Raw genomic sequence first — 21,297 nt, forward strand, 5'->3', positions numbered from 1 at the left:
CTCACCTAAATTGTACCATTTTCCATAATAGAAAATAATTCCTTCTTTCACTAACCTGCCCGTTAGTACAATAACTTCAACAAAAATAAGCGATAATCCTTCTTGAATTATCGACCCGTTAGTTTAGTAAGAACAAGACGCTTTTTAATCAATCGTGCCCGATTGTGGAAGATTGAATTACCTTACTAATTTCTCGCTGGCTATTTGGTGTAATACTCGTGCATTGCTAAATAGCGATTTTCTTTATTTTTTTATAAACATTAATTTATGATTTGTTTTTAATAAAGTTAAACGGTATGTTTAATATTATTAAAGGTGGTGATATTATGACAATTGAGATTATCCCAGAATGGATGGTCAATCTGGAAGATGAAGATATTATGTTCATAAAAAAATTCCTGCAAGCATCTGGTTCTCTTAAAGAAGTAGCAAACCAGTACGGCGTTACTTACCCAACTGTTCGCCTCAGGCTGGATAGGTTGATTCAAAAAATTCAAATTAGTGAGGATACTTCCAATGAGCCGTATATTGGCTTGATAAAACGAATGGTCATAAACGAAAAGCTTGACTTTGATACAGCTAAGATTCTGATTTCAGAATTCAAAAAAATGAAGGGAGATAAAAAATTATGAGAATTATTTTTACAATACTTTTGCTTGCAGTATTTATTACTGGAGCCATTTTTCTGCAGATTTTTCTTTCAAAGAAAGATAATAAGTGGCTAGGCTTAGTTCTTCCAGCAATAACTTTGTTTTTTTCTATCTTAGCTGTTTTAGGACTTACATTTTATATGCCGGCTACCTTAACCGAGCAAAGTTTTAAAATCATTTTAAATGCTGTTCAAATCCCTAAAGTTGCTACTCTTTTAGCGGCTATATATATCGTTATCCTTTATAACATTCCTACAGCAATCCTACTTGGCATTTATTATACTTGTCGCGATAAACTAAAAAGGAATAGAGAGATTGAAAAAATGAGTGTTCAGGATTTATAATAGTGAAATTCATTAAATGGATATTTCTGTATAATTGTTTTGTAGTAGATTTGTTCGTAATTCAAAACCGATTCAACTTATTATAGATTTCCATTATACCCACCTTTTTTCAAACTTATTTGTTTATTCCACGTATACTCAAAAAAGAGACGGCTTCTCTGTTTTACATTGAATAATTCATACAAGGAAACAACTGCTGTCTCTTTATTTTCCCTTCCTAATCTGCCACAATCTGGCCCGATTGTTGAACATAAGTTAAACAACACTCTTCAACTAAACTGCCCGTTAGTAAAAAACGTCCCATTTATTATAGAAAGCACTATTTAGTTGAATTCTTTAAAAAGTTTATATATACAAAAACAAAGTGATACAAGTCCTACTGTAAACATAATTGCACCAAGTATGACCTTAGATAAAATATATCCTTCCGTAATAATTTGGAAATCATCTGAGTCCATACTTCCGCCTATTGAAGTACGTACATACAAGCTTGCCAAGTCTCTTCCATTTCCGGCACTATGTATTAGTTTTGAATATCCAGAACTATGGTAACAAAAGAAACCCATACTTAGTTATATACTTCATATTATTCCCTTCCATTTTTCTTCAACTAATCTACCTTGTTAGTACGATAACTTCAACAAAAATAAGCGATAATCCTTCTTGAATTATCGCACCATATAGTTTAGGTAGAAACCTTCACAATGACAATCCCTAAAATGAGTAGTTTCTAGAATTTAGTACGAAAAAAGACGCCTTCCTATTCAAGAAAAGCGCCCGATTACGGAAGATCAAGATAGTGATTACTGCCTTCTGCTTGTTCAACTAACGCACCCGTTAGTTGAAAATAGTTAATGTGGTTCTGTTTTGTAATTTATTTTGAACGAATTTTGTTTTCCAAATTCCATATCCTATCAAAGCACCAAGCATATTAAGGATTAAATCATCAATGTCAAAACTTCCTCTTCTTGTAACTAATTGTAAAACTTCAATAACAAAAAGCACAGTAATCATTGAAATTGAAAATATACTTACGTTGTTTATTTTTTTTATGAAGAACGGTAGATAAATACCCATTGGCAAAAATAAAATAAAATTACCACCAAGGTTTTTTATAGGTATATCCATATTCATACTTCCATCAAATATTGCATTAAAATATGTATTTATAGTTTTAAATGGAACGAAATTTGAAGAGTACCTTATGTATTCCAGCATTGATAGGTCTGATAATTGAAATCCTCTTGAGCCTAAAAATAATATAATCATTAATGCAAACAAATAAAGTATAAAACTTATACTTAAGGCAACCTTAATTACTATTTTCATTTTCTCCCCCACTGTTTTCTAATTGAAATTACTCGACAATAATTACTTACAAATTATTTTTAGCAATCTTCGTAAGATTCTTATCATTTATCATAAAAATATTCTATCATAATATTCTTCAACTATCTTGACCCTTTCGTTCAATCTGAGGCTTGTTTTTATATTAACCAATCCTTTTAATACTAATAAGAAAAAGGGCTCTGAAGAAATTCTCCTTCCTACTAAATCAAATATCCGACAATGAATTAGTTGAAAAAAATTAATTTTCAGCAAATAGAGAAGGCATTTGGAAATATTTAGCGAAACTGTCTTATGGGATGTATATTTCCTAAAGTAGAAAATCATTGAATCTATTTTACTGATGTTTTTTTATTTCATTACTTAGCTATTAGCTTATATAGAGAAAAGGGAGGAAATATTATTGACAGCAATAGTAGTAAAAGATTTGGTCAAAGAGTTTAGGCAATATCGTAGATTTTCTGGATTTTTCGGTTCAATCAAGAGCCTTGTCACTAGAGAGCATACTGTTCTTCGGGCCGTGGATAACGTATCGTTCAAAATTGAGAAAGGAGAAGCTGTAGGTTATCTTGGTCCGAATGGTGCCGGAAAATCAACGATGATTAAAATGCTCACAGGTATTTTAGTACCTACCTCGGGCCATGTTCGACTGATGAATACCATTCCCCATAAATCAAGGAGGGAAAATGCAAATAAAATTGGGGTTGTTTTCGGCCAAAGAAGCCAGCTTTGGTGGGACCTTCCTGTTATGGATTCATTCGAGTTACATAAGTATGTGTACAAAATTCCTGGAAGTAAATTCAAAGATAACTTAAATTTTTGTGTAGACATGCTTCGTATTGCAGATTTCATCAACAAACCAGTAAGGCAGTTAAGTTTAGGTCAACGGATGAGAGTTGAAATTGCGATGGCTTTGCTGCATGATCCTGAAATTCTCTTTTTGGATGAACCAACTATAGGTCTTGATGTCATGGCTAAGGACAGCATTCGTGAATTTCTGCGTACAGTAAATCGTGAGAAGAAAGTAACTATTATGTTAACTACACATGACTTGAAAGATATTGAAGAAATTTGTCCACGAATGGTCATTGTAAACAATGGTCATTTGGTATACGACGGAGCGGTTACAAATCTCAAATCGCAGCTAGGAAATCAACGGAAAATAACAGTGGAATTTAAGAGTAATCCTGGGCAAATTAATTTACCAGGCACCCACTTAGTCTTTGATGAAGGCAGACGAAAGCAATTTAGCTTTGATCGTGGGACAGCTTCGGTGTTTGATCTTTTGGCGACGCTATCAAATCAATATACTGTTGAAGATGTATCATTAGAAGATGCAGATATCGAAGAAGTAATCCGAACCCTCTATAAACAATTAGAAGATCCACTTAACACCGCAAACAATTTGCAGAATGTTACAAAATCATTAAGTGAACAGGTGGCAGTTCGATGAAAGCCTATGCAGCCTTTAGTATAAAGTCCTTTTCTACAAACCTCGCTTATCGTTCCGAGGTATGGCTTCGAACGGTGGGAAATTTTATCACAATCTTTATCCAAGTCGCAATCTGGAAGGCTGTAATCGGCAAAGGCTCGATAGATGGTATAGGCATACAAGACATGATTACCTATAGTATTCTTAACACACTTATTTACTCATTGCTGCTCACCAACGTTTACCGAACAGTTGATGAGCGACTACGGACTGGCGGCATTGCTATTGATTTAATCAAACCGTTGCGTTATCCACTTTACTTATTGGCAGACCGTTTAGGTAACTCACTTTATCAGTTTGTATTTACGGTCATCCCTACTTTACTGATAACCTGGATTTATTTTGGAATAACACAACCTTATTCACTGCATCATCTACTAGCTTTTCTCCTTTCAATTTCGATTTCGTTAACAATTTCGTTTGCACTAGGCTACCTAGTTGCACTTATTGGTTTTTAACTACCTTTGCACTAGAGTGGACTTTAATAGGTTTAATGACTGTATTTTCGGGCTCCTTTCTGCCTATTTGGTTCTTTCCGCCAAAATGGGAAGCGGTAGCACAGGCGTTGCCCTTCCAATATATCGGATACATCCCTGCAGCAATTTATATGGGCCGAATCCCAGCAGAAAATATCGTATCAACGATTGGAATTGGCTTCATTTGGATAGTTATCCTATTAAGTATCGTTTGGTTACTATGGTGGAAGGCGGTCAACCGCCTTATTGTTCAAGGAGGATGAAAGGAGTATTATATGTCACTACGAGTCTTTTTAAAATTTGTCCAATTTCGAATGAAAGAAAGAATGGAATACCGTGGGGCATTTATGTTGGGGATTATTGCACAAATCCTTGGATATGGTTCTAACTACTTGGTAGTCTGGTTATTGCTTCATAAATTCCAGACAATAGATGGTTGGACCTGGCCCGAGATTGCCCTGTTATACAGCATTGGTTTGTTCACCTATTCTTTAGGAGCATCTTTTACGTTTATCCAAATGACTGAACTCGAATCAATGGTGAGGCAAGGAACATTCGATGCCATCTTAATCAAACCAACAAATCCATATATGTATGTTATAGCAATGAAGTTCAATGTTGGCTATATCGCTCATATCCTCATCTCTGGTTCAATTCTGTTATGGTCCTTATTTCAATTATCCATTGATTGGTCCATTATTAAAGCTTTATATTTTATCCTAATCCTTATTAGTGGTTCGATGATTCAAGCTGCAATCCTTTCAATTATTGGGGCATGGTCTTTTATCGTTGTCCGTACCGGATTTTTATTTAGTTTATTTTTTCGATTAAAAGATTTTATTTCATACCCGATTTCAGTTTATGGTACATTTGTTCAAATCATAATCGTCTTTCTTGTACCCCTAGCTTTTGTAAATTACTTTCCAAGTACCTTATTACTCTCAAAAACAACCGGAATAACCTCTAATTGGGCAGCTTGGATTTCTCCCTTAATCGGGCCTCTCAGCCTTTGGCTTGCATATAAAATCTTTATGAAAGGTATTAATAAATATCAAGGCGCAGGTGGATAAAATAGAAATATTTAAAAAAGGTAGCTCTAATGTTAAAGGTTTTTATCTTATAGCAATTTTAAACGTAAATGGTCGATCACCTTTAAAGATCGACTTTTTATGTTTATTATATTTCTGCACCTTATTTGGCTATTATTAGGATCCAATCCTTAAGAAATTTAAACAAAAATTTTTTTATTTTTTCCTGTTCCATAGTCTCTTAATATCCATTCAACTGCTTTCAACGCATTATTTGCAATATAATCTATAATCAATTTTTAGAATTTGGATTTGCTAGTTCTTTCAAGCTTTCTTTTGGAGGTTCATATTCATCATTTAAAGAAGGGATTTTATTCCCCTTTGCATCAGAATAGAAAGATACTCTTCCTTGCTCTCCCTTAGTTGTTTATCATAATAGAGTTCCAAACCCATTAATCCTTGATTATCAGCTCCGACAAATCCAAGAACATGGGAAAGGTTATTTTCAAATGGGTAATAACGTTTACTGTCTTCTCCAATAAATAGTCCTCGTTCATTCAATTTCTTAATCTTCCTAGCTTGCTCGTCCGATATTTTCCGACCATACAGCTGAGATTCTAACGATGGACTCTGGTTTGGTGATTTGCAAATAAATATCCTCATTGTTCCCATTAAGAATTGTTTCGAGCTTTCTAGCTGTTTTAGCAGGATCTTTAATTTGCCGCGGGATGACATAGACAGTAGGAGCACTCATATTTTTAACAAGGGGTATTCCATTCCGATCAATGATTTCACCCCTTTTCCCCTCAAAAGGAATATCACGGCTTGCTAATTCCAACGCTTTCCCTGTTAGCCAGTCTCCAATAAAGAATTGAATATATCCTAACTGTGTCCCCATTAGAAACATAATCACTAACCCTCCGATTAATACAAAAACCAATCGCTTGCGTACAGCAACATTAGAAACACGCAATGGAATCACCTCCAATAAAAATTCAACTAAAAAAAACAAAATATTAGAGTTTTACTATAAAGCTTTAAACCACACTATTTAAAAAGCCACTGTAGAAGTATATTTTCCTTCCTTTCTGATAATGACAGATAAAAGTGGCGACGAGTACTCTCTATGAAACATGCACTTATTCTATTGGGCTATTATTCTATATATTTATTTAAAAGTATTAACTAGGGTGATTTGAAATTGCTTAGAATTGGAGGAAATTAACTAAGAGATTACAGAGCGAGGTATTTACAGGCGGAATCTCTTGGGTAATAAAAACGCGAAAAAGGAATTTTATCAGATGGCAACCAAGATTAAAAAAAGGAAAACAAATAAACACTTGCCAATTACATTTTTTTATTATACGATACAAATCGTAATGATTACGATTTGGAAAAGGAGATATTTATGAAAAAAGTACCCGTTACCGTATTAAGCGGATATTTAGGAGCTGGAAAAACAACTCTTCTCAATCATATTTTACATAATAGAGATGGCCTTCGCATCGCGGTCATTGTTAATGATATGAGTGAAATAAATATTGATGCGGATTTGATTCATTCCGGTGGGTTTCGAAGAACGGAAGAAAAACTAGTGGAACTGCAAAATGGCTGTATTTGTTGCACCTTGCGCGAAGATTTAATGATTGAAGTGAAAAAATTAGTTGAATCTGGAAACATTGATTATATCGTGATTGAATCGACTGGGATTAGTGAGCCGATTCCGGTCGCCCAAACCTTTACGTATTTTGATGAGGAGTTGGGAATAGATTTAACAAGTAAATGCAAATTGGATGCTATGGTCACAGTTGTTGATGCCAATCGTTTCTGGACAGATTTTTCATCTGGCGAAAGTTTACTAGATCGTAATGTCGGGATGAATGAGACAGATGAAAGAGAAGTTGTTGATTTATTGATCGATCAAATTGAATTTGCAAATATCATTGTGTTAAATAAGACGGATCTTATAGCAGAAGAGGCTGCTGAGGAACTGTCCAGAGTACTGCAAATTTTAAACCCGGAAGCAAAATTAATCCAAACATCATTTGGAAATGTTCCTCTTAGCGAGCTATTAAACACACATTCTTTTGATTTTGAAAAAGCAAGCCAAGGAGCTGGCTGGATTAAAGAACTGAATGAAGAACACGTTCCTGAAACAGAAGAATATGGTATTTCTTCATTTGTTTATAGAAGAAAGAGACCATTCCATCCTGAAAGATTCAATCAATGGCTAGAAGATTGGCCGGTCGAAGTGATCCGTGCAAAGGGTTTTTTCTGGCTTGCGACTAGAAATGAATTGGCTGGCCTCCTATCACAGGCTGGTACATCCATTACTGTTCAAGCTGCCGGATACTGGCTTGCAGCCTATCCAGAAGATGAGCGTGCGATCATTTTCCAAGAAGAACCGGGATTAATGGATAATTGGGATGAAACTTTCGGAGATCGAATGACAGAGCTCGTGTTTATAGGGATGGAATTGGATAGAAATCTAATTGAAAATCAACTGGACAAATGCTTACTAACAGATGATGAAATGTGTACAGACTGGAAAAAAATATATGATCCTCTTCCTTCTTTCACAAATTTCGCTTAATACACTTTGCAAATCGTAATGATTCCGTTTAATAAATCCAAAATGTTTATAACTTTTATTATTTAATGTTAAGAATCTTTATTTTTAATAGGTGGATGCTCAATAAAGAAAGGAAGACTTTTAATGAAGATTAAATCTGTCTTTTTATTCATATTTTTGCTCATTTCGGCTTTTTTAGGTGGATGCAATACGGATTCATCAGTTAAAACAAATCAAACAGTAAACAAAAATGAAGATAAAAAGTTAACTATATTTACAACAATATTTCCGATTGAAGATTTTACGAAGAAAATCGGTGGACAGCATGTTGAAGTGAAAAGTGTATATCCTGCTGGAGCAGATGCGCATACATTTGAACCAACAATGAGGGCTATGATGGATATTGCAGATGCAGATCTATTCATTTTTAACGGGAATGGTCTTGAACCTTTTATAGATAAAACAAAAAGTTCATTAGCAAACGAAAAAGCAACGATGGTTGAAGCTTCAACGGGAATCGAATTATTAAGTGGGCTAGAGGATCACGACCACGGGCATGAAGCGACTCATGACCACGATGAAGCTGATCACGAAGACCACGATCATACAGAAGATGGGGAAGAACATCACGATCATGACAAAGATCCACATATTTGGTTAGAGCCTAGCCTTGCAATAAAAATGGCTGAGAATATTAAGGAAGCACTAACGGAAGCAATGCCTTCTGCCAAAGATGATTTCGCAAAGAATTTTCAAGATATAAAACAAAAATTAGTACAAATAGATAAAGAATTACAACAAACTGTTAAAGCTGCTGAACATAAAGAAATCTTGGTTTCACACGCCTCCTATGGATACTGGGAGCATCGTTATGGTCTTAAGCAATTTAGCATTTCTGGATTAAGTCCGGAAAATGAACCATCTCAAAAACAGTTGCAAAAGATTATAGAAACAGCTAAGGAACATCAATTATCTTATATCATATATGATCAAAACGCAGTTTCAAAAGTAGCAGATGTAGTTAAAAATGAAACAGGAACAACGCCAGTAATATTGCACAACTTAGAATATATTACTGAGAACGATCTTAAAAACAATGAAGATTACTTCAGCATCATGAACAAAAATGTAGAAACACTTAAAACTATTCTAGGTACGGTTGAAAATGATCACGACCATGAGCATAGTCATGCACAAGATGAAGAAACAGAAAAAATATATGCCGGCTATTTTGAAGACAGTCAAGTGAAGGATCGTTCACTCTCAGATTGGGAAGGAGACTGGCAATCTGTTTATCCATACCTACAAGATGGTACGCTTGACGAGGTATTTACTCACAAAGCAGAACATGATGGTGACATGACGGATGAAGAATACAAAGAATATTATAATAAAGGATATCAAACAGATGTTGACCGGATCTTGATTAAAGAGAGTACAGTAACGTTTTTCAAAAATGGAGAAGAATATACTGGTGAGTATCTCTATGATGGGTACGAAATTCTAACATATGATAAGGGAAATAGAGGAGTAAGATACATATTTAAACTAGCTGAAGAAACTGAAGGACTTCTTCAGTATATTCAATTTAGTGATCATAGTATCTATCCGAATGAAGCAGGCCACTACCACCTGTATTGGGGTGACGACCGTAAAGCTTTATTAGATGAAGTCACACACTGGCCTACCTACTATCCATCAGAAATGGATGGACACGATATTGCCCATGAGATGATGGCGCATTAAATTAGGAGTAATGGGGTTATCCTTTATTTTCTGATTGGAATCAATTTTATAAGTTCTCATTTTAAAAGGCGTAGAGGGGCACTGTAATGTGTTCCTTTTTTCTCACTGTTTTTAAAATATTCCTATCAGAAGTGGTCGTTGTTCCATAATCGGGCGCGATAGTTGAAGAAGCGTCACTTTTCTTCTTCATTAAGGAAATCAATGTGAGTTAGGATAGTTTTAAGCATTAAACGTTGATGGGGATTTACATACCCCTGGAGTGCTAGTTCGAGTTCTTCCTTCGTGGGTTTCAGTGTCCGCCGAGCTAAAAATGTCTGGTTTATGGGCACAGTACATAAACCAGACATTACCGTTTGTGTAAATAGCTATTTCTTAGAAAAAGTGGAAGATGAAGAAGTCCATCCTATTATAGAATGGACAATTGATACATCGAAAGAGAATATTTCCATCATGCGGGAACTATTTAAACATCTAATTTAAGGAAGAAAATTAAATCCCGGTATATGCTAGGATTTCTTTTTTCATTTCTCGGCTCCTTTTTCATAAAATACTTTGTATTTAAAATTTGGTGGTAGACTGCTAGCAATTGCATTAATAAAAAGCTCAATTGCTTGTTCAGATACAAATAGAATATCACCAATGATTTTATTTTCAATTTCAAGTTCATTTCCTTCAGCACTATATATTTTTATTCGAAATTTCATAATGGTCATCCTCACTATCAAACAACTATATCTAAAAAAACAACTTTAGTTCTGTTATATTGTCACAACATAATTAGCCGAATGAATCTGTCATCCCATTACATGTCCTAAAAGTGCAGGAATTGCCAACAACTTATGATTTACCTACATAGTTTTATAGCATTAAAATGGTGTTATAGAAGGCGGTGAATCGGGATGAAAGTGTATAGCCCTCCGGATCCCTGAACTGAAAGACATTGTACATAAGCAAAATGAGTTAATCGAAGCATTAAACATTCAAAGGGTAAGCAGCACGAATACATAAAGGAGTCATTGGATAGGCAGCTGCTACAAGCTAGAAAAGAGAGCCAACAGTTAAAATTTTAAAGCTAAAGAACAGGAGGAAGAAAAGAAGGAAACATTTTGGCAACGACTTTTTGGAAGGTAGTTAATCTAACTTTAAAAAACTATTTTTTAGCACTTTGTATAATGATCATTTTTTTAACTTGTAAACGTTCAGCGCGTTCTGCTTACATTGCTAAAAAATTCTTCTGTAATTTTTCAGGGGAAGTAGTCTATCCGATTGTGGCTTTTCATATTCAGAGAACTGGATTCTAATAATTCCTCACCCGCTGTCTTAGTACCCGCTTTATGACCAAGAATCCGGGCATTATATAACTCAATTCTGCTTTGGCGTACAACCTTAAGTAAATGGAGCAACTCAATTGTTTTTTAGTATAGCATGAGATATTTTAAGTTTTTAATGAAAAATATTGACAAACTATTAGCTGGTTTAATTTAAATACATTTCGTCACATTCTCAAATAACATAACAATTGGAAGGTTTTACCTCCACATAAAAAATGGCCATGTGAATTTAATCTGTTAATTTTTTTGGAATTAACGAGATTTTCCGATTAACTATCTATAATATCTATCTTAACCATGCTTTTGTTTCTTTTCCTCTTCCTTTTTTCGACGCTTCTCTTGCTCTTTTTTCAGTTTCTTTTCTTCTTTTTTTAATTTCTTTTCCTCTTCCCTTTTTCGATGCTTCTCTTCCTCTTTTTTTAGTTTCTTTTCCTTTTTATTTCCGCCATTATTAGGATGAATTATTACATTTTCTTTTTTTGGTGGAACTTCTGCAGAAGCGATACCTTTTATATAAAGTTCATCATTTACCTCATACACGCTGCTTGGCTGCTGGAAATTCGATGAATCCGTTCCAAATGACTGCATCATCGCTTTAAACATCAAATGGGCAATTTTCGACAAATCTCCGGCCACATAGTTACCATGGCCGTTTTGTGCGTATCCGGTCCAGACAGCCATCGTGTATTGTGGAGTGTATCCAGCGAACCAGCTGTCATTTATCGCGCTGTTTGGATATCCATATTTCGCACGGGTCTGAGCGTCAAAGTTGGTTGTTCCCGTTTTTCCGGCAACATCCAATCCAGGGACGTTCGCTGCTTTTCCTGTCCCGTCATTTACGACTGAGCGTAACATATCCGTCACCATGTATGCAGTGTAATCCTGCATGACCCGTTTCGGTTGCTCGGCAAAATTTACCGTTGTTCCATCTGCCAATACAACCTTTCGGACAAAATGCGGTTTATTGTATATTCCGCCGTTTCCAAAGGCACTGTAAGCTCCTGCCATAGCTAAAGGACTGACGGTATTGCTTCCTATTGAATAGGATTCATATACTTGGTTATTTTTAAAAGTAATGCCGAGCTGTTCTGCAAAGCTCTTAGCTATATCCAGACCAACTTCTCTTAATGTAAGAAGAGCTGGGATATTATATGAGTTTTGCAGAGCCTTCCGGATGGTTAGCGTGCCGTGATGTTGATGATCCCAGTTGGAAATCTGCTGGCCGGTTGAATAGGTGGTCTCCTGGTCATTGATCATATGTCCCGTGGACCATTTTAAATTTTCAATCGCTGGACCATAATCAAAAATCGGCTTAAAGGTAGAACCTGGCTGACGATTAATATCAACTGCCAAGTTGTAGCCTAAAAAGTCGGCTTGATAGTCATTTCTCCCGCTCCCAATCGCCCTTACTTCACCTGTTTTTGTATCTAAAAAGACGAAAGCTCCTTGGAAGTTCTCATTCGGATAGGCAATAACTTCGCCCGTGTTCATTATTTTGTCGGCATAAGCCTGCGCTTTAGGGTCCAGGGTTGTATATATGGATAAACCATCTGTGCTGACGTCAACATCCTTCAGCTTTCCCTTTATCTCTTTTACAGCGGCATCCAAAAATGCTTCATATGGCATACCCTGCTGCTCTCTTTTTGGCACCAGACCTTCCGTTATGGGAACTTTTGATGCTTTCTCCATCTGTTTTTCTGTAATAAAACCGTGCCGATGCATCAAGCTTAAGACTAAATTACGGCGGTTTGTGGCCGCTTCTTTGTTTTCCGGTTTGGAAGGGTCGAAATTATTTGGGCCCTGCGGCAGTCCGGCTAACATGGCAGCATGCGCCAGGGTCATTTTCTTTAGCTCATTTGCTTCAAGTCCGTAGTAGTTCTTGGCTGCTGCCGCCACACCATACGATCGGTTTCCGAGGTAGATTTTGTTCAAATACATCACTAGAATCTCTTGCTTGGAATGCTTTTGTTCCAGTTGATACGCCAAGTCCCATTCCTGAACTTTCCGCTTCACTGTTTTTTGCGGAGTTAAAAAAGAGTTTTTGATTACTTGCTGCGTAATCGTACTGCCGCCCTGTGATCCGAAATCTCCGGTTACGTTCACGAAAATAGCTTTGGCCGTCCTTTTGATGTCAATCCCATGATGGTCATAAAAGCGTGAATCCTCCGTGGCAATAAATGCGTCTTCCAATACTTTTGGGATTTGGTCATACGAAATCTTTGTCCGCTTTTCCTTCCCGTATTCATAAATGAAGTTTCCGTCTTTATCATAAAACTTTGTAGAAAGCGGATCGACCAGTTTGGAGGCATCCAGATCGGGAGTACCCTTCACCATTGAAGCAAACGTGATTGCCCCTAACCCTGCTGAAACAAGCCCAAGAACCAAGCAGACAATGACGATTTTGTTTAACAAGGGCCCTTTGAAGGGGAATTTCCTGCTTTTTTGTTGACCTTCCCTTGTTTTTTCCGCTTTTTTTCGTTCCTCACGAGATTGATACATTTCTTCTGACATTCATATTCTCTCCAATGTAAAGATAATTAAAGTTAATATAAGATAAAACACCTGTGTCGATATTATAGTTTAATGTGATTAATTTTTAAGTCATCTTTTTCATGAACTCCTATATAACGGATTGAAGAACGATCGATCCAATAATCCCCATGGTCACCTTTCACAAGAAAGTATTTGCGCTGTTCAATCTTTTCTACTATTTCTTGCATAACTTGTTCCTTATTAATATCAGCATCTTTCATTATTCTTTCACGTTTTATATCATCCTCTAAGGTATAACAAACTATAAATTCCTTCATACTAACTCCCCCATTTAAAACTAACGAGTATTAATTGTAGACATGGAAGTCTCCTCTAACAATGCTGTTTACGTAACAATCTGTTTACAGTTTAGTTACTATAATACTAAAGGCCCAGGTTTGTTGAATTGAAATGAGTTGCTGCGGCAGCTCTTAAGTACAGGAGAGGCTCGGGTACTCCGACAAACAATGACAATGAACATCTATACACATGTTACCGGCCATAAGAAAGAGCAAACAGCGGAACAATTCCAAAGGAATATTGATCTATGAAAAGTGGTGTGTGGTCAATAAAATTTCCGTGGTCAAAAGCTATTTTCGTGCATAAAAAGACCCTTTCCACATAAGTGAAAAGAGCCTTTGAAGTATTGACAGATTAACGTTTTGAGAGCTGTGGCGCGCGACGTGCACCTTTAAGACCGTACTTCTTACGTTCTTTCATGTTCTAATATAATAGGAAGAAACGAGAAATAAGATGATTTAACAAGATCCCGGTTTTTCGGGCTTTTTCTTACTTTATAGAAACCAGAGTAAATCTGGTTATATACCTATGGTGGTCAAATTGTGGTCAAAGGAAAATTACTGCATACTAGAAAGAGCCTATTAAAACGGTTTTTTACCATACTAATCGTATCTTATAAATCACCACTCATAAAACAAAATTGATGTCTTTCTTGTTTATTCAATTAAAGCCCTTCATTAGTTAGTTAAAAAGCGTTTCCACTTATTGTAGAAACGCACCCGCTTGTGTAAGTACACTTTTTCACATTATCTAAACTAATTTGTTTAATTGAGTCGTAATAGGTGTATTGTTTCACCTTTAAAATTTGGTATATATCCTGGGCCAGAGGACGCTTTTCCTACACCGCTACTTCTTATATATCCATTTTCTTGATGTTCAGATGAGCGCAATGATTTTAATATTGGGATATTTTTTAGCAATCGTTTTGGTTCTACAACGGGTTTATAAATATTTTCATTTAAGAAGTCTGCAAATACACTGTTTAAGAAATCCTCATAAAAATTATATTTTTTTGACCAAGCAGTAATAAGTTGTTTGGTTGGAAAACTAGGATTATTATTTGAAAGATCCTTTCGTTTTTTAATTAAATAACATATCTGTTCATCTATGGCTTTAATTCGTTCATCATAGTGCTCTGTTGGTGGTTCGAATGGCATTCGTTTCATATTTTCTGTCCTCCAAATTAAAATATTAAGTCTATTTTTACATTAATTAATAAAAGACCTTCTTGTTACACCAAACTGTGCGTTAGTTAAGTAGATTTCTCTTACCTCTTCAAATGTTTTGATACCAATCCTTGAAAAACAATTACAACTGCACCAAGAATTAATATGAATATTGGTCTTTCACTTTGACCAAAAAAGGTAAAAATAAAAAATACCCCAGTTATCCAAGTTAAAAAAGAAATGATAGCTATAATTATCTTTGTCCGTTTCAAGAATACTCCTCATTTTCATCCTGATATTTTTACATGAATAGATAACTTAGAAACTATATTCGATAAAGTTTTTATTACACCTCTTTGTACTAAACTGCCCCGTTAGTAAAAAAGCGTCTCCACTTATTAAAGAAACGCCCCCCTTAATTAAACAACGAAAAAGGGTGTTAATCCTTCCTGATTTAACATACCTCTATCATTGAATATCCTAATCTTTTATCTCAGTTGTATAGTCAATTGAATTAGCTATCCCTACTAACATCTCTGGAGTAATCTTATCAGAAATTCTTTTATCAACACTAAACCTATATTGCAAATTATCTCTTTCAAAAACTAATAGGTTAGCACCACTTATACTTATAAATGTTGCATCTTTTCCGTTCAAGAGCATATACTCCTTTACAACTTCTCTATCCTTTATTTTGAACTTATCCTTTACAGGTCTTACATTGATCATGAAATGATTTTCTGAAGATTGTTCATTTATGTACTCCATTTCAAAAGAGTCATTACCTTCCACATCATTAAATCGTCCAAAAACATGAGTGAAGGAAACTGGCGGAACTCTAAGTGGAAGTTTTAAATCTTGTTTAAAATGGTGTTCAAATTCTTTTATAGCTTCTTCGACAGTTTTATATCCAATTTCAGGATAGATTTCTTCTAAAGGTCGAGGTTTATCGTTTGAAATTGCATATACTGTTGCAATATTTATCCCTAAGATTTATTTAATTCTTTTTATTGATTGAGAACCTTAATTATTTCAGTTAACTTTTCGTTTTTTTCTCGGTCTAATTTTGTTTTTTCATTCATGAAATTAATTACTTTAATTACAAAATAAATAGCAAAAACCATAAGAACTAAATAAAAAATTATTGGTAAAAAAGTTAAAAGAACAAACATACCATCTGACGCAAACAATGTACCCATATTAATCCTCCTAAATAGTCAGTTATTAAATATAATACAGTATCTTCTTCAACAAAACTGCAGCGTTAGCACAATAAGTAAAAGCTGCCGCAATGACTGCCCTAATCTTCAAATCTCGCACCATTTAGTTCAAATGAAAAAAGAGCCATCAAGCAGCTCAACGATCCTAAAGTAAAGCCCCCTTTACCTTAATAAGAACATCGGGAAAGGATAAAAATTCCAATAACAATGATAGCTAATGTAATAATTTTTGTAAAACAGCCACCATTTACTAATGCACCTGGGTCACCAACCATTGAACGGTTAACGGAATCAGCAAAATCAATCAGAGGATTTTTTCCTCGCTTTTCTTTTTTATCTTTCTGCATAAGATATGCCCCCTGCCCTTTGAATCCGTTTACAACGTATAATTTAAAGTTACGAAAATTCCAAACCAAAGGTTTCTTTCTTGTACAACTAACCTGCCCTTTAGTTCAACAAGAAATTTAAAGACTGGTTACACCTAAAATAACTTTAAATTCTTCACGCTTTTTCTTAATCCGTTTAAATCCTTCCTTCAAATCAAATATTAAAACAGTTTTGTTAATCCAAATCCTTAAATACAAAGAGTGAAATTTAATTGGTCCAACTATTCCTTTCTCCTCATATTCCGTTCCATCTTCTAACTCTGTTTCTGTCCTAACCAACCAAGTGTTGCCTATTCCAAACTCAATGAACTTCAAAAGCAACTCTCCCTTAAAATATTTCTTTTCTATATTTTTAAATATGTTTTTGCATTCGTTCTTAACTAAACTGCACCGTTAGCACAAAAAGAAAAGGTCTCTGCAGCAACCCTTCTTTAACTCTTGCACCCGTTCGCTTAATTAAGTAACAATATTTTTTAATGTGTTATAAGCATTTTGAGTAATAAATTGTTTTTTTCTTTCATCAGCACCTGTTATATCCAACATATTATAAATATCACTAAATTTTTTAATTAATAAAATATCTGAGTATTTCTTAATACAATCCCTTTCAGCATTTTTTAATCTTCTAATTTGTTCATAACCCCTTAACACTGTTTTATATACCTTTTCTGGAAAACTTAATCTAATAACTGCTAAGTCGTGAATTCTATATCCAATTGCACAGTGGTCAAAATCAAAAAGAGAAAAACCATCATCATTACTAAAATAGAAATTAGAAGGATTTGGGTCTCCGTGAACCATACCATAAGTCTCGTCATCAATAGGTATATTATTAATGCTGTCTATTAGAAACCTAGAATAACCCCTAAAAAAAGAAAGATTTCCAAAACTAAACAAACGACTGTATTCCTCTATAGTATGTAATGGTTGCTCTACAAGTCTTCTAACGTCTAGGGAATAACGTGAAAACTGGCTTTTAAAATTATTTGAATAAAAATGAAGCTTGGCTATAATCTCACCTAAATTTATTGATTGACTGATGTTCAGGTTTTCGTTGATAGGGCTTCCCTTTGCATATGGAAACAATGCCAAATATCGAGTTTCATTATTGAATTTTAGAAAAGTTAGGTTTTGGTTATTTTTGCTTTTTATAGGTGGTATTACTGGTTGCTTATATGAATATAAGTATTCAAGAAAATCTAATTCAAAGTGTATATCGTTAATACAACTAATATAACTCTTATTATTAATATACACTCGTAAAATAAATTGCTTAGAACCAACAGCAACAATATAGTGGTCATTGAAACTTCTTCGTATGAACTTACAACTTATGGGTCCAGGTAAGTCATAGAAATTAGAAAGTGCTGTTTCGAGAGTAGTTTCTTTAATAATTGAATTCAAAAATTGCATTAAATACCCCCATTAAACTACCTTAATATTTTTTTTAGAACAACTAAATTATACCTTCTTAAACTATTCTGCCCGTTAGTTCAATAAGGTTATTGGTTTCTAAATTTACATAGAAATCGTTCTACACCTGGATACTTTTCACTCAGACTTGTTATCTTGAAACCATAATTTCGATAAAAATCAACTGCATCTTTATCAGTTTCAGAAGAAATCAATGGATATTTATCAATTACATAATTAATCATTTTGCTACCAATCCCTTTTCCTCTTTGACCGGAAGATACTGCAATATGTTTAATCTCGCACTCATTGACATTAATAATCTCAATACCTATACAACCAACAAGTACCCCTTCAAGTTCAAAACTATATAATTTTCGGTTTAATGATTTCAAATATCTTTCATATTCTTGGTCAACCTTAACATCTGATGTGGCAAAGGAGAGAAGTTTCCGTATGGCTGGATCAATCGTTTTCGAATTAACTTCTTTCATAAACATCACCTTTTTACATAGTCCAATTCCTTATATAATTTTTGGGCTAAAAGTTATTTCCTTCTTCAACTGCCCATTAGTTTAATAACTTCTACAAAAAAAGCGTTAATCCTTCTTGGATTAACGCACCCGTTAGTTGAATAAGCACCTTCTCTTTTACTACACATTATAGTCGAAATGCGTATTAGATATTAATCGTATTTTTTCCACCCATTTGTCATACTTCAAACTTCATATATCAAATGGAACTAGCGATAAATTATTTTCCATTCTTAATGAAACTTAAGAGGGGTTTCTTAATTGAGTGTAGAAAAATATATGTGCAAACAAAACACAGGAGGCTACTATGACTAATTTAATATCACATATTGCTACACTGGAAATACCAGTTACTAATTTAGAAGAATCTATAGAGTTTTATATCGATATCCTGGGTGCCGAAGTCCACTTTCAAGGTAAAAAAAATGCTATGCTTACTATGAAATCAAAAGGAGTTCCAACGATTTTCTTGGTTGAAACTGAAGAAATTAATGGATTATCATTCAGAAATACAAATACTAATATCGTTCATAGCATAATTGACTTTTATACTCCTACCTTAAAAGAATTATATGAGTGGCTTGAAGGAAAACAAGTTGAAGTTGGTCCTTTAAATTTACAAGGCGAATTTGGAGGTTTTGGATTTAAAGATCCTTCTGGAAATTGGTTAAGTGCCTGCAATATCCTTCACCCAGAACAGTAATTTTTTTTTACTATTTAAGTTACAGGCGTAATTTTTTTGCGCTTTTCTTTCTATTACACATAATGAGTCTAATGCGACATAAAAACTCCCATTTTCTTCTTCAACTATTCTGCCCGTCAGTTCAATAAAAAAGCTGCAAACTAAGGCAGCTAATATCCTATTCTTCATTAAAGAAGCTATGGTCAATTTTTTTTAAAATAAAATATTCTTTTTCTGTTACCCCAATACCATATTCAATCATTAGCTCTGCTAGCCGCTCTCCATCTATAAGGACTATTGTTTTACTCTCTAAACGGTTAACATATTCAATTGCTGGTTGAGTAAAATAGGATGTTGTAATAAATACTCCCTTTTTTACTCCTTCACCATCTAATGCTCCAGAGAACCTCTGCAACTCTGGTGCTCCAACGGAATCTTCCCATCTTTTTGCTTGAACGTAAATTTTATCTAATCCTAGTTTATCTTCTTTAATTTTCCCGTCTATCCCTTTATCAGCACCACTTACTGTTAGCTCTCCTTCTCCATAGCCCATCTTCTCCAATAAAGAGAGGACTATTTTCTCTAATTTCGACCAATGAGCACTTTTTATTTTCTTAATTATGGATTGGGCCAGCTCTTTATCAATTTGTTTTTTAGTGTCTTTTAATAAATCAATGGGATCAATAATTTCATCTTCTGCCTCTAAGTTTACTTCCTTCGGTTTTTTGTTATTGCTCTTTTTAAGAAAATTTAATCCAGATGTAGTTATACAATAAGATGACTGTCCAACTTCTTCAATAAAATCCATTTGCCTAAGACGATGACGAGTCCCACGAATCCGAGCCGTAAATTTATAATCTTTACTGTTTTCGTGTCTAATTAATCTTTGCTCTTCATTAAGATTAAAATAAATTGCAAGAAGGTTTAATATTTCGCTAGAGGTGTGTTCCTTACCGTCAGATAAAATCTCTAAAAAGGGAGTCATTATTTCTTTTGAATGAGGTATTCCATCATTAATATTTATTCTATATTGATTTACCAAGGCTTCAAATTCATTTGAATTTTCAGGAACACCATTCTCCTGGAAATAATCACTGATTTTAGAATTCGAGAGACCATTTTGCTTTAATAATTTTATTGCTTTAAGGGTATGTATGGATTCAACTTTAAAGAAGATACTATTGTTTTTTTGAGTAACAGGAAAATAGTTTTGAAAGTCTGATATATATTTCCTTCCAGTTGATTCAGGAAGACCAGCTCTCTCAGAAAGTTTAGTTTTATTGAGGAACTTACTTTGTGACAAAGAAATTCACCTGCTTTGGATGGTTATTTATTCCATCATATCTCATTCCTAAGTATACGGATACTAAATATACAATTAAATTCTATTAAACTATCCCGCCAGTTAGCTTAATAACAATCGATTTTATTTTAAGACCATCCAATCTTCGTAGGTTTCTGCATCAATACCTAAATCTTTCGTTCTTAACCATTCAATTGCTTTAAGAACCAATGGTGACGCATTATCCAAAGTTACATCTTTCTCTGATACCCATAATGCTCCAAGTGAATCTTGTCCATCAAATTGTTCCGGAACGCTTATTTCTCCGCCAATTTTCTTAACAGAATAATAAACTGCTATATGATGTACGTCTGTGAACTCCCTCCACAACCAGGGGAGTTTAAAATCAATAACTCCAATATTTTCTTTAATTTCGATTTCCAGACCTGTTTCTTCAAGGAATTCTCTTTTCATTGCTTCTGTTAAAGTCTCGCCATCTTCTAAACTTCCTCCAGGAAGATCAAAACGATTTATATAAGGACCTCCATTTTTATTTATAACCAAAAGTCTGTCGTCATCCACATAGATTCCATATACTCCAAAGGCTCTATGATATTTTTTATTAAACATCATTAACTCCTCCCATTCTTTTTTCCGGTCTTCAACTAACAATAATTCTCCTCACTCTTTGTTTTGTACTATTATAAGGGAACATTTATGTATTCCACCTTGTTCTTTAACAAACCTGCCCCGTTAGTAAAAAAAGCGATCGCTCTTTTTTCGCAATCGTCCTCGGT

Annotated in this window: 27 protein-coding genes and 1 pseudogene; 10 read left to right on the forward strand and 18 right to left on the reverse strand. The window is 34.5% G+C overall.

Features of this window, described 5'->3' with window-relative positions; translation table 11 throughout:
* Positions 1-326 precede the first annotated feature (326 nt).
* Both KHA88_RS05515 and KHA88_RS05520 read left to right on the forward strand, forming a co-directional pair.
* Positions 327-632 (forward strand): DUF2089 family protein, encoded by a 306-nt coding sequence (locus KHA88_RS05515; protein ID WP_058000497.1) that lies wholly within the window; start codon positions 327-329, stop codon positions 630-632.
* Positions 629-994, forward strand: coding sequence for a hypothetical protein (locus tag KHA88_RS05520; protein WP_213121528.1), 366 nt, complete (start codon positions 629-631; stop codon positions 992-994). Before KHA88_RS05515 ends, KHA88_RS05520 begins: the two co-directional genes overlap by 4 nt.
* 80 nt (positions 995-1,074) lie before the next feature.
* Here the strand turns inward: KHA88_RS05520 and KHA88_RS05525 are convergent, their stop codons facing one another.
* The 3 genes from KHA88_RS05525 to KHA88_RS05535 form a co-directional block, all read right to left on the reverse strand.
* Entirely contained in the window at positions 1,075-1,257 is a 183-nt protein-coding gene (locus tag KHA88_RS05525) for a hypothetical protein (protein ID WP_213121529.1), read from the reverse strand.
* Between the two features lie 60 nt (positions 1,258-1,317).
* Positions 1,318-1,482, reverse strand: coding sequence for a hypothetical protein (locus tag KHA88_RS05530; RefSeq protein WP_213121530.1), 165 nt, complete (start codon positions 1,480-1,482; stop codon positions 1,318-1,320).
* 349 nt (positions 1,483-1,831) lie between these two features.
* Entirely contained in the window at positions 1,832-2,323 is a 492-nt protein-coding gene (locus tag KHA88_RS05535) for a VanZ family protein (RefSeq protein ID WP_213096796.1), read from the reverse strand.
* A gap of 421 nt (positions 2,324-2,744) precedes the next feature.
* Between KHA88_RS05535 and KHA88_RS05540 the strand changes: the two genes are divergently transcribed.
* From KHA88_RS05540 to KHA88_RS05555, 4 genes are read left to right on the forward strand one after another with little or no spacing between them, the layout of a single operon-like run.
* A complete protein-coding gene (locus KHA88_RS05540) occupies positions 2,745-3,794 on the forward strand; it encodes an ABC transporter ATP-binding protein (RefSeq protein WP_213096795.1) in 1,050 nt (349 codons plus the stop codon).
* A complete protein-coding gene (locus KHA88_RS21280; protein ID WP_213121531.1) occupies positions 3,791-4,291 on the forward strand; it encodes an ABC-2 family transporter protein in 501 nt (166 codons plus the stop codon). The genes KHA88_RS05540 and KHA88_RS21280 overlap by 4 nt, the downstream gene beginning before the upstream one ends.
* 35 nt (positions 4,292-4,326) lie before the next feature.
* The gene (locus KHA88_RS21285; protein WP_346729158.1) at positions 4,327-4,572 is read left to right on the forward strand and encodes an ABC-2 family transporter protein; all 246 of its coding nucleotides are present in this window, start codon (positions 4,327-4,329) and stop codon (positions 4,570-4,572) included.
* Positions 4,573-4,584: 12 nt separating this feature from the next.
* Positions 4,585-5,379: an ABC transporter permease gene (locus KHA88_RS05555; protein WP_213121532.1), complete on the forward strand. Its 795-nt coding sequence runs from the start codon at positions 4,585-4,587 to the stop codon at positions 5,377-5,379.
* A 315-nt stretch (positions 5,380-5,694) separates the two neighbouring features.
* Here the strand turns inward: KHA88_RS05555 and KHA88_RS21520 are convergent, their stop codons facing one another.
* Complete coding sequence (locus KHA88_RS21520; protein ID WP_488153870.1) at positions 5,695-6,009, reverse strand: hypothetical protein; 315 nt, start codon at positions 6,007-6,009, stop codon at positions 5,695-5,697.
* Positions 5,912-6,310, reverse strand: coding sequence for a hypothetical protein (locus tag KHA88_RS21525; protein WP_283247401.1), 399 nt, complete (start codon positions 6,308-6,310; stop codon positions 5,912-5,914). Before KHA88_RS21525 ends, KHA88_RS21520 begins: the two co-directional genes overlap by 98 nt.
* A gap of 435 nt (positions 6,311-6,745) precedes the next feature.
* On the opposite strand from KHA88_RS21525, the gene KHA88_RS05565 reads away from it, so the two are divergent.
* The 3 genes from KHA88_RS05565 (at position 6,746) to KHA88_RS05575 (ending at position 10,135) form a co-directional block, all read left to right on the forward strand.
* Complete coding sequence (locus tag KHA88_RS05565) at positions 6,746-7,930, forward strand: GTP-binding protein (RefSeq protein ID WP_213107123.1); 1,185 nt, start codon at positions 6,746-6,748, stop codon at positions 7,928-7,930.
* 123 nt (positions 7,931-8,053) lie between these two features.
* Complete coding sequence (locus tag KHA88_RS21130) at positions 8,054-9,655, forward strand: metal ABC transporter solute-binding protein, Zn/Mn family (RefSeq protein WP_213121533.1); 1,602 nt, start codon at positions 8,054-8,056, stop codon at positions 9,653-9,655.
* A gap of 321 nt (positions 9,656-9,976) precedes the next feature.
* Complete coding sequence (locus KHA88_RS05575; RefSeq protein WP_213121534.1) at positions 9,977-10,135, forward strand: YvdQ family spore coat protein; 159 nt, start codon at positions 9,977-9,979, stop codon at positions 10,133-10,135.
* Positions 10,136-10,176: 41 nt separating this feature from the next.
* Here KHA88_RS05575 and KHA88_RS05580 read toward each other — a convergent pair whose 3' ends face one another.
* The 11 genes and pseudogenes from KHA88_RS05580 to KHA88_RS05630 form a co-directional block, all read right to left on the reverse strand.
* On the reverse strand, positions 10,177-10,359 hold the full coding sequence (locus KHA88_RS05580) for a hypothetical protein (RefSeq protein ID WP_213121535.1): 183 nt from the start codon (positions 10,357-10,359) through the stop codon (positions 10,177-10,179).
* 918 nt (positions 10,360-11,277) lie between these two features.
* Positions 11,278-13,497 carry a transglycosylase domain-containing protein gene (locus KHA88_RS05585; protein WP_213121536.1) on the reverse strand — a complete coding sequence of 740 codons (2,220 nt, stop codon included), beginning with the start codon at positions 13,495-13,497 and terminating at the stop codon, positions 11,278-11,280.
* A 62-nt stretch (positions 13,498-13,559) separates the two neighbouring features.
* Positions 13,560-13,796 carry a hypothetical protein gene (locus KHA88_RS05590; RefSeq protein ID WP_213096787.1) on the reverse strand — a complete coding sequence of 79 codons (237 nt, stop codon included), beginning with the start codon at positions 13,794-13,796 and terminating at the stop codon, positions 13,560-13,562.
* A gap of 376 nt (positions 13,797-14,172) precedes the next feature.
* A pseudogene (rpsI, locus tag KHA88_RS05595) lies at positions 14,173-14,238 on the reverse strand (30S ribosomal protein S9); the annotation flags it as partial.
* 344 nt (positions 14,239-14,582) lie between these two features.
* Positions 14,583-14,984: a hypothetical protein gene (locus KHA88_RS05600; protein ID WP_213107128.1), complete on the reverse strand. Its 402-nt coding sequence runs from the start codon at positions 14,982-14,984 to the stop codon at positions 14,583-14,585.
* A gap of 480 nt (positions 14,985-15,464) precedes the next feature.
* The gene (locus tag KHA88_RS20900; RefSeq protein WP_249305866.1) at positions 15,465-15,776 is read right to left on the reverse strand and encodes a DUF4367 domain-containing protein; all 312 of its coding nucleotides are present in this window, start codon (positions 15,774-15,776) and stop codon (positions 15,465-15,467) included.
* Between the two features lie 215 nt (positions 15,777-15,991).
* Positions 15,992-16,183 carry a hypothetical protein gene (locus KHA88_RS05610; RefSeq protein WP_213107129.1) on the reverse strand — a complete coding sequence of 64 codons (192 nt, stop codon included), beginning with the start codon at positions 16,181-16,183 and terminating at the stop codon, positions 15,992-15,994.
* 188 nt (positions 16,184-16,371) lie between these two features.
* Positions 16,372-16,551, reverse strand: a complete 180-nt coding sequence (locus KHA88_RS05615; RefSeq protein ID WP_213107130.1) for a hypothetical protein — start codon at positions 16,549-16,551, stop codon at positions 16,372-16,374.
* 117 nt (positions 16,552-16,668) lie between these two features.
* Complete coding sequence (locus KHA88_RS05620) at positions 16,669-16,905, reverse strand: DUF3977 family protein (RefSeq protein ID WP_213107131.1); 237 nt, start codon at positions 16,903-16,905, stop codon at positions 16,669-16,671.
* A gap of 141 nt (positions 16,906-17,046) precedes the next feature.
* The gene (locus tag KHA88_RS05625) at positions 17,047-18,003 is read right to left on the reverse strand and encodes a phosphotransferase (protein ID WP_213107132.1); all 957 of its coding nucleotides are present in this window, start codon (positions 18,001-18,003) and stop codon (positions 17,047-17,049) included.
* 89 nt (positions 18,004-18,092) lie between these two features.
* Positions 18,093-18,497, reverse strand: coding sequence for a GNAT family N-acetyltransferase (locus tag KHA88_RS05630; protein WP_213121537.1), 405 nt, complete (start codon positions 18,495-18,497; stop codon positions 18,093-18,095).
* A gap of 346 nt (positions 18,498-18,843) precedes the next feature.
* On the opposite strand from KHA88_RS05630, the gene KHA88_RS05635 reads away from it, so the two are divergent.
* The gene (locus KHA88_RS05635) at positions 18,844-19,239 is read left to right on the forward strand and encodes a VOC family protein (protein ID WP_213107134.1); all 396 of its coding nucleotides are present in this window, start codon (positions 18,844-18,846) and stop codon (positions 19,237-19,239) included.
* A 157-nt stretch (positions 19,240-19,396) separates the two neighbouring features.
* Here the strand turns inward: KHA88_RS05635 and KHA88_RS05640 are convergent, their stop codons facing one another.
* Positions 19,397-20,521, reverse strand: coding sequence for a restriction endonuclease (locus tag KHA88_RS05640; protein ID WP_213107135.1), 1,125 nt, complete (start codon positions 20,519-20,521; stop codon positions 19,397-19,399).
* 123 nt (positions 20,522-20,644) lie between these two features.
* On the reverse strand, positions 20,645-21,130 hold the full coding sequence (locus KHA88_RS05645; protein WP_249305868.1) for an NUDIX hydrolase: 486 nt from the start codon (positions 21,128-21,130) through the stop codon (positions 20,645-20,647).
* Between the last annotated feature and the right edge of the window lie 167 nt (positions 21,131-21,297).

It is taken from the genome of Lederbergia citrea (genome assembly GCF_018343525.1).
GTDB classification, from domain to species: domain Bacteria; phylum Bacillota; class Bacilli; order Bacillales; family Bacillaceae_C; genus Lederbergia; species Lederbergia citrea.

Excerpts from the sequence above, each read along its gene's own strand:
- KHA88_RS21280 (WP_213121531.1), top strand. The coding sequence starts at position 3,791 with ATGAAAGCCTATGCAGCCTTTAGTATAAAGTCCTTTTCTACAAACCTC.
- KHA88_RS05625 (WP_213107132.1), bottom strand. The coding sequence starts at position 18,003 with ATGCAATTTTTGAATTCAATTATTAAAGAAACTACTCTCGAAACAGCA.
- KHA88_RS05515 (WP_058000497.1), top strand. The coding sequence starts at position 327 with ATGACAATTGAGATTATCCCAGAATGGATGGTCAATCTGGAAGATGAA.
- KHA88_RS05610 (WP_213107129.1), bottom strand. The coding sequence starts at position 16,183 with ATGGGTACATTGTTTGCGTCAGATGGTATGTTTGTTCTTTTAACTTTT.
- KHA88_RS05565 (WP_213107123.1), top strand. The coding sequence starts at position 6,746 with ATGAAAAAAGTACCCGTTACCGTATTAAGCGGATATTTAGGAGCTGGA.
- KHA88_RS05520 (WP_213121528.1), top strand. The coding sequence starts at position 629 with ATGAGAATTATTTTTACAATACTTTTGCTTGCAGTATTTATTACTGGA.
- KHA88_RS05535 (WP_213096796.1), bottom strand. The coding sequence starts at position 2,323 with ATGAAAATAGTAATTAAGGTTGCCTTAAGTATAAGTTTTATACTTTAT.
- KHA88_RS05615 (WP_213107130.1), bottom strand. The coding sequence starts at position 16,551 with ATGCAGAAAGATAAAAAAGAAAAGCGAGGAAAAAATCCTCTGATTGAT.
- KHA88_RS05575 (WP_213121534.1), top strand. The coding sequence starts at position 9,977 with ATGGGCACAGTACATAAACCAGACATTACCGTTTGTGTAAATAGCTAT.
- KHA88_RS05585 (WP_213121536.1), bottom strand. The coding sequence starts at position 13,497 with ATGTCAGAAGAAATGTATCAATCTCGTGAGGAACGAAAAAAAGCGGAA.
- KHA88_RS05590 (WP_213096787.1), bottom strand. The coding sequence starts at position 13,796 with ATGAAGGAATTTATAGTTTGTTATACCTTAGAGGATGATATAAAACGT.
- KHA88_RS21285 (WP_346729158.1), top strand. The coding sequence starts at position 4,327 with ATGACTGTATTTTCGGGCTCCTTTCTGCCTATTTGGTTCTTTCCGCCA.
- KHA88_RS05645 (WP_249305868.1), bottom strand. The coding sequence starts at position 21,130 with ATGTTTAATAAAAAATATCATAGAGCCTTTGGAGTATATGGAATCTAT.
- KHA88_RS05630 (WP_213121537.1), bottom strand. The coding sequence starts at position 18,497 with ATGAAAGAAGTTAATTCGAAAACGATTGATCCAGCCATACGGAAACTT.
- KHA88_RS05580 (WP_213121535.1), bottom strand. The coding sequence starts at position 10,359 with ATGAAATTTCGAATAAAAATATATAGTGCTGAAGGAAATGAACTTGAA.
- KHA88_RS21520 (WP_488153870.1), bottom strand. The coding sequence starts at position 6,009 with ATGGGAACAATGAGGATATTTATTTGCAAATCACCAAACCAGAGTCCA.
- KHA88_RS21130 (WP_213121533.1), top strand. The coding sequence starts at position 8,054 with ATGAAGATTAAATCTGTCTTTTTATTCATATTTTTGCTCATTTCGGCT.
- KHA88_RS05600 (WP_213107128.1), bottom strand. The coding sequence starts at position 14,984 with ATGAAACGAATGCCATTCGAACCACCAACAGAGCACTATGATGAACGA.
- KHA88_RS05555 (WP_213121532.1), top strand. The coding sequence starts at position 4,585 with ATGTCACTACGAGTCTTTTTAAAATTTGTCCAATTTCGAATGAAAGAA.
- KHA88_RS05635 (WP_213107134.1), top strand. The coding sequence starts at position 18,844 with ATGACTAATTTAATATCACATATTGCTACACTGGAAATACCAGTTACT.